Here is a 5344-nt window from a genome sequence, read left to right as displayed (position 1 = left end):
GTAGAGAACTCCATGATCACGCGGACCCGTGCCCGCACTGCATCCACCCCACCCCATCGCTCAGCGGCAGCCGCCTATTGCCGGTCGGTCTTAGCTTGTTCTTTATGTTCTGATCCGGTCGCGTTCGATGATGGTGTCGGGGCGCCGGACGGTTTTGCCCACGTCGTAGCGGGTGGCGGGCCGCTGGTTCTTCGAGCCGAGCGGCCTGCCGGGGCCAGGCCGGGTGGGTTTGGGCACACGGGCCGGGCAGGGCAAGGTCGGGCGGAGGTTCCTGAACCCCCGGCGGACCCGGGCCGGGGTGAGCCTGTTCGGTTTGACCGGCCTCTCCCAGGGCCGGCGGACATCCTCGGCGAGTGGCCGGACGAGGCGGAGCTGGGTGTGAGCGACGATGATCAGCCACGTCCAGCGGTCCGCCGCTTCCGGTGTGCGGAGCTTGGGGCGGGTCCAGCCGAGCGTCTGCTTGATCATCCGGAATGTGTGCTCCAGGTCGAATCTCCGCAGGAACGCCTGCCAGCGCAGATCGACGTCGCCAGCGCTCATGGCGGTGGCCGAGGACCACAGCCACAGCGGCAGCGGGTCTCCGCCGCCGGGCAGGCGGTCGACCTCCAGGCGGATCAACGTCCCCTCGATGATGGGGAGTTCACCGTCGTGGTCGATCCACGCGGAGCGGGTGGTGAGCCTGGGGTGGAGTCGGTCCCAGGCCATCGCTTTCGCGGTGCCGTAGCGGTCGGTGATCTGGACGGTCGCCGCGTCGGGCTCGCCCCAGGTCTCGGGCCTAGCGAAGCGGAACTCCTTGCCGTGCTTCGGCGGCCGCCCGCCCTGGGGATAGGCATTGGCGTACTCCAGCTGCGTGGGTGTCGGCCGGCGCATGACGCGATCCGAGCGCATCCGGCCCAGGATCTCGACGGGCAGCCCGTCGAGAAGGTGGGCCATACGCGGTGCGTCGTAGCCGGCGTCGAAGACGACCAGGACGTCCGGCTCGCCCTCGCGCCACCGCCCGCCGGTGACCAGGTCCTCGACCACGCGGCGGACCTGGATGGCGGTGATCTCGGCGACATCGTCCTCGGGGCCGAGCCGCACCGCGTCCAGCAGCTGGCACCAGGAGGTGCGGCCCGATTCGAGAGCGGCGACGAAGGAGTACGGCCAGCCCGGGATCATCAGGTGCTGGTCCCGGCCGCGGCCGTAGGTGTGGCAGAACAGCCGGTCCGCGCTGCACTCGGCGTCTGGCCGCAGCCAGTTGCTCACGTCCACGGCCAGGACGAGGCGGTCGTCGGCGGCTTTCGGCTGGGGTAGCGCGGCCAGCGTCCGCCGCAGCCGTCCGGCGTCGAGACGGCCACGGCTGAGAGCGTCGTACAGCGCGCCGTGCCCACGCCGGTGCTCGGGCACTAGCGTCAGCTCCACCGGCGACGTCACCGGCCCGTCCGCGCACAGCAACGCGTCCGCGAGCTCGAACAGTTCGTCACGCCGCGCGGTCAGGCATCCGTAGAAGTCCTCCCGGAAGTGTGACGCTTCAGCGAACGGCTCTCGCTGGACATCGCGGTACAGCAGACTCATTCCCCCACGGCCTTCGTCGAGTTCAGGTGCGTCCTTGGTCGGAGCACACGGTCATGCGAAGGCCATGTCCACGTCCGGCAAACTCCCGGATGAGTGAACTCGTTCGAGAAGCGCGCGCGATCGTGACACCATGGCCCGCGTGATGACGAACCGAAAGGTCCATGCCGCGTAGACGGCCGACGGACGTCCGGACCAGCCTCCCTCTGCACCGGACACAGGCTTCGAGACCCGCGATCGACGGTGTCTCCTCGCGGGCACTCTCCGAGGTAGCCCACCTCGAACGCACCCGGAACTACCTGCAACCAGGGGATGTCACCGTCGCTGTGCGCCTGTGGCGGGACCACGTTCACCGCTCCGAGCGGCAGCAGTGGCACGACTACGAGTGGGGCAACGTGCACTGGCACTGCTGCGGCAGCCCTTTGGAGGCTCGCGCCCTCCTCGACACGGTGATGAACGCGATGTCACCCCGGGGCTCCCGCTCACTCCGGAAGATCATCAACAAGCTCGACGCCGCCTACAGCATCCCCCTGCCGCCGCATGACGGCGAAGGAGGATAAAGCACAAGCTAAGCAACAGCTGTCCAGGATCAGGGGGGAACTTCAGGGTGCCCAGCCGTTGTGCGCACGCCCGGCCCGGCTTCCGGCTGGGCCGGGCGTGCGTCCCGGCTCAGGCCGGGCGTACATTGCGCGCGGCCCCGGCCGAGGGCCTGCCCGCGGCGTCCTGCAGCGCGAGACGCGGTGCGCGCCTGACGAGGGTGATGCCCAGGCAGGCGACCCCGACGGCCATTACCAGCAGGCCGGGCGGGAACGTGGCGGCCGGGAGCACGCCGCGCAGGGCGACGGGGGTGGCGCCGAGCACGTAGGCCGCGACGGCGACGCGGGGTGCCTGGCCGGCCTGCCACATCGCTGCGCCGAGGATGACGGCACCGAGTAGGAAGACGATCGACGAGGCCTTGAACATGGCGCCGGTCAGGCCGCCGAGAAGGGTGGCGATCTGTGCCTTGGTCAGCTCGGGGAAGACCAGGTTGAGGATGTACTCCACACCGAGGAGCCCGGCCATACCGAGGAAGTTGAGCGTGTAGCCGACCACGCCCAGGGTGCCGGACCGCTGCCGGTCGGCGAGGTACAGGCCGGTGATCAGCAGCAGCCCGAACGCCTCCGCCAGCGGCGCGAGCGCGTGGGTGAAGGCCAGGTCGTCCGGGATCAGCGCGCCGCGCCGGGCACTGTTGAGAATCAGGATGGCGGCGGAGACCGTCCCCGCCCAGCCGGCGAGTCGGTAGAGGGTGTGCGTGGGCATGGTTCCTCCGGCAGTAGGCGATAACACTTGTAATAACGTATGTCCCGGAGGGATCGTGACGTTGCGGCGAGGCGGGTCTGTAATGCTTCGGAAAGATGTGGAGAGGGGCGCGTGTGATGGCTGATGGCGAGGATCTGCGCGGACAGTTCATCGAGGCCGCGCTGCGGGTGGCCGCCGCGCACGGCCCGGCCGGCCTGACGGTACGTCGGGTCGCGGAGGAGGCCGGCTCCTCCACAATGGGCGTCTACAGCCGCTTCGGCAGCCGTACGGGCATGCTGCAGGCGCTCTACGAGCGAGCGTTCGACATGCTGCGGGACGCCTTCGGCGCGGTGCCCGTCACCGGGGACGCCTTCACGGACGTACGCGCCCTGGCCCTGGCCTACCGTATCTTCGCGCTCCAAGGCCCCACACGCTACGCGTTCATGTTCGAGCAAGCGGTGCCCAAGTTCGACCCGGGCCCGGACCTCCGGGCGCGAGCCTTGGAGAGCACCTTCGGGGTGCTGGCCACCGCAGTCGCCCAGGCCGACGCACAGGCCGCTCCCGAGCGCGGCGCGTACCTGCTCTGGACGGCAATGCACGGCATGGTGAGCATCGAGCTGACCCATCGAGACCGCACCGAGCTGCCCGGCTGGTCCATCGCATCGGACTGGGAGGGCATCTACCTCGACGGCGTGCGCGCAGTCTGGAACGGCCTCGCCCTCTGACCTCACCGTGCCGCCGCTGACGAACGCGGAGATCTCCCGCTGACGGACGATCACCGCCGGAGGATCGGATCCCCGACCGGCGCGGGCGCCCCACATTGACCCACGCCAGCCCCATGAACTGCGAATTCAAGATGGAAAGCGCTCATTGAGACGGGTCAGTCGGGCCCGGCCGACAGCATCCGCTGCCCATTCGTCAGCTTGCCACGGATCAGCGCTTCACCATGCTGCTGGCCTGTGGCGGTCCATCTTCGCTGTCACAAGCCGCCATCCGTCCAAGTTCGCTGTCAATCCGTCCAGGTTCGGTGTCACACGTCACTCCGACAGCAAGAGCCGACGGGCGAAGCTGACCGAAGCTCAGCTCGACCAGCTCGCCGCGCGGGCGACGGGCGACGGGCGACGGGCGACGGGCGACGGGCGACGGGCGACGGGCGACGGGCGACGGGCGACGGGCGCCGACCAGCTCGGGCCCAGCGCCCGCCCAGAAGCCCGCCAGGCCGTCTCTGCCCGCCCGTGCCCGCCCGTGCCCGCCGTGCCCGCCCGTGCCCGAGCAAACGGGCGGCGGCCAGGACAGCCTGGCGGCCGTGTGGGCCGTCGGTGCCGGCCGCGCGCCGCCCCACCCCGGGCGGCCGGCACCAGCCGGACGCCCAAGAAGAGAAAAGCCCACCGCAGGTGCAACAACCCGAACCGACAACCGCCAAAGACACAGACCAAAAACCAAAGGCAGAAAGGAAGGGAGAGGGTTGTCGGGGTGGCGAGTTCCACCTTGATGCCTTCTCACCATGCCGACTGACCTGCGTGTTTGCCCGGAATCCGGGCGCAGCGGCGGGAGGGGGCGGCCTCCGGTTGGCGCGCCGGTTCGTGGCCCCGGTTGGTGCGCTGGTTAGAACGCCCGTTGTCGGATCGTGACCGGACGGGCCGGTCTTGGTAAGAGAACTGGTGAGAACCGCGGGCTTTCCTACGCTGTCCGCTGCCAGCGGGGCGACGGTACCGAGTTCGAGGAGTCCCGTGATGGCGATGCCGCCCGAGGTCGACCACCAGGTCGTGGCCGCGCTGTTCCAGTTCCGGATGGCCACCGCCGAGCAGCTGCGCGTCCTGCACACTCCGGGGGCGGGGCCGGAGCAGATGCGCCGGCGGCTTCGCCGGTTGAAGGGCGAGGGCTTGGTCGAGGAGGTCGTGCTGCCGCAGGCCGGGAAGCTGCGGGCCCGGTTCCTGACCGAGCACGGCAGCAGGATCGCCGCGACGTTCCCGGAGTTGGAGGGCGTGTCCTCGCCGCCGCTGCCGGGTGACAAGAGCGCGGCGCGGCTGCGGCTGGGCCACATCCTGGCGGTGGTGCGCACCCAGGTGGCGTTCGTGGCCGGCGCCCGGGCGGCGGGGGACGAGTGCGCGCCGCTGGACTTCCTGCCGGAGGCCCACCACCGCTACGGCGAAGGCACGGCAGGGGCGGTCATCCCGGACGGGCTGCTGCGGTACGTCAGCACCCGGCCCGGCCGCGCGCTGAACCGGGCGTTCGTCGAGGTCGACCGCGCAACGATGAGCAGCGAGAAGCTGGCGTCGAAGCTGATCGGCTACGCCCGCTTCCACTCCCACCGCCCGTCCCGGTGCACCAGCGGCGCACCGTCGCCGGCCAGGACGTGCTGCCTGTGTGGCAGCAGCACTACGTGCGGTTCCCGCGTCTGCTGTTCGTCCTGGCCGACGACGACTCTGTTGCCGAATTCGGGTCGTGGGTCGGCTGACTGCGGCATGATCGCTCCTGTGGCTGACTCGTGGGCAGGTAGCCACGGGGGTGGTGC

General features: G+C 70.2%; 5 protein-coding genes. 3 read left to right on the top strand and 2 right to left on the bottom strand.

The window, feature by feature from the left end:
• Positions 1 to 102: 102 nt before the first annotated feature.
• Positions 103 to 1554: an NF041680 family putative transposase gene (locus tag P3T29_RS32315; protein ID WP_280720248.1), complete on the bottom strand. Its 1452-nt coding sequence runs from the start codon at positions 1552 to 1554 to the stop codon at positions 103 to 105.
• A 161-nt stretch (positions 1555 to 1715) separates the two neighbouring features.
• On the opposite strand from P3T29_RS32315, the gene P3T29_RS32310 reads away from it, so the two are divergent.
• On the top strand, positions 1716 to 2111 hold the full coding sequence (locus P3T29_RS32310; protein WP_280720247.1) for a hypothetical protein: 396 nt from the start codon (positions 1716 to 1718) through the stop codon (positions 2109 to 2111).
• Positions 2112 to 2220: 109 nt separating this feature from the next.
• On the opposite strand, the gene P3T29_RS32305 is transcribed toward P3T29_RS32310, so the two are convergent.
• Positions 2221 to 2850 (bottom strand): hypothetical protein, encoded by a 630-nt coding sequence (locus P3T29_RS32305; RefSeq protein ID WP_280720246.1) that lies wholly within the window; start codon positions 2848 to 2850, stop codon positions 2221 to 2223.
• 116 nt (positions 2851 to 2966) lie between these two features.
• On the opposite strand from P3T29_RS32305, the gene P3T29_RS32300 reads away from it, so the two are divergent.
• Both P3T29_RS32300 and P3T29_RS32295 read left to right on the top strand, forming a co-directional pair.
• Positions 2967 to 3554: a TetR/AcrR family transcriptional regulator gene (locus tag P3T29_RS32300; RefSeq protein WP_280720245.1), complete on the top strand. Its 588-nt coding sequence runs from the start codon at positions 2967 to 2969 to the stop codon at positions 3552 to 3554.
• A gap of 1008 nt (positions 3555 to 4562) precedes the next feature.
• The coding region (locus P3T29_RS32295; protein ID WP_280720244.1) for a replication-relaxation family protein at positions 4563 to 5344 on the top strand (782 nt) is incomplete at its 3' end.

Source organism: Kitasatospora sp. MAP5-34 (assembly GCF_029894335.1).
Classification (GTDB): domain Bacteria; phylum Actinomycetota; class Actinomycetes; order Streptomycetales; family Streptomycetaceae; genus Kitasatospora.
Note: the sequence above shows the minus strand (reverse complement) of the source record. Positions and strands in the feature narration are given on the sequence as shown.

What these genes read in the sequence shown, in the direction of transcription:
- P3T29_RS32300 (WP_280720245.1), top strand. Translation starts at nt 2,967, where the DNA reads ATGGCTGATGGCGAGGATCTGCGCGGACAGTTCATCGAGGCCGCGCTG.
- P3T29_RS32305 (WP_280720246.1), bottom strand. Translation starts at nt 2,850, where the DNA reads ATGCCCACGCACACCCTCTACCGACTCGCCGGCTGGGCGGGGACGGTC.
- P3T29_RS32315 (WP_280720248.1), bottom strand. Translation starts at nt 1,554, where the DNA reads ATGAGTCTGCTGTACCGCGATGTCCAGCGAGAGCCGTTCGCTGAAGCG.
- P3T29_RS32310 (WP_280720247.1), top strand. Translation starts at nt 1,716, where the DNA reads ATGCCGCGTAGACGGCCGACGGACGTCCGGACCAGCCTCCCTCTGCAC.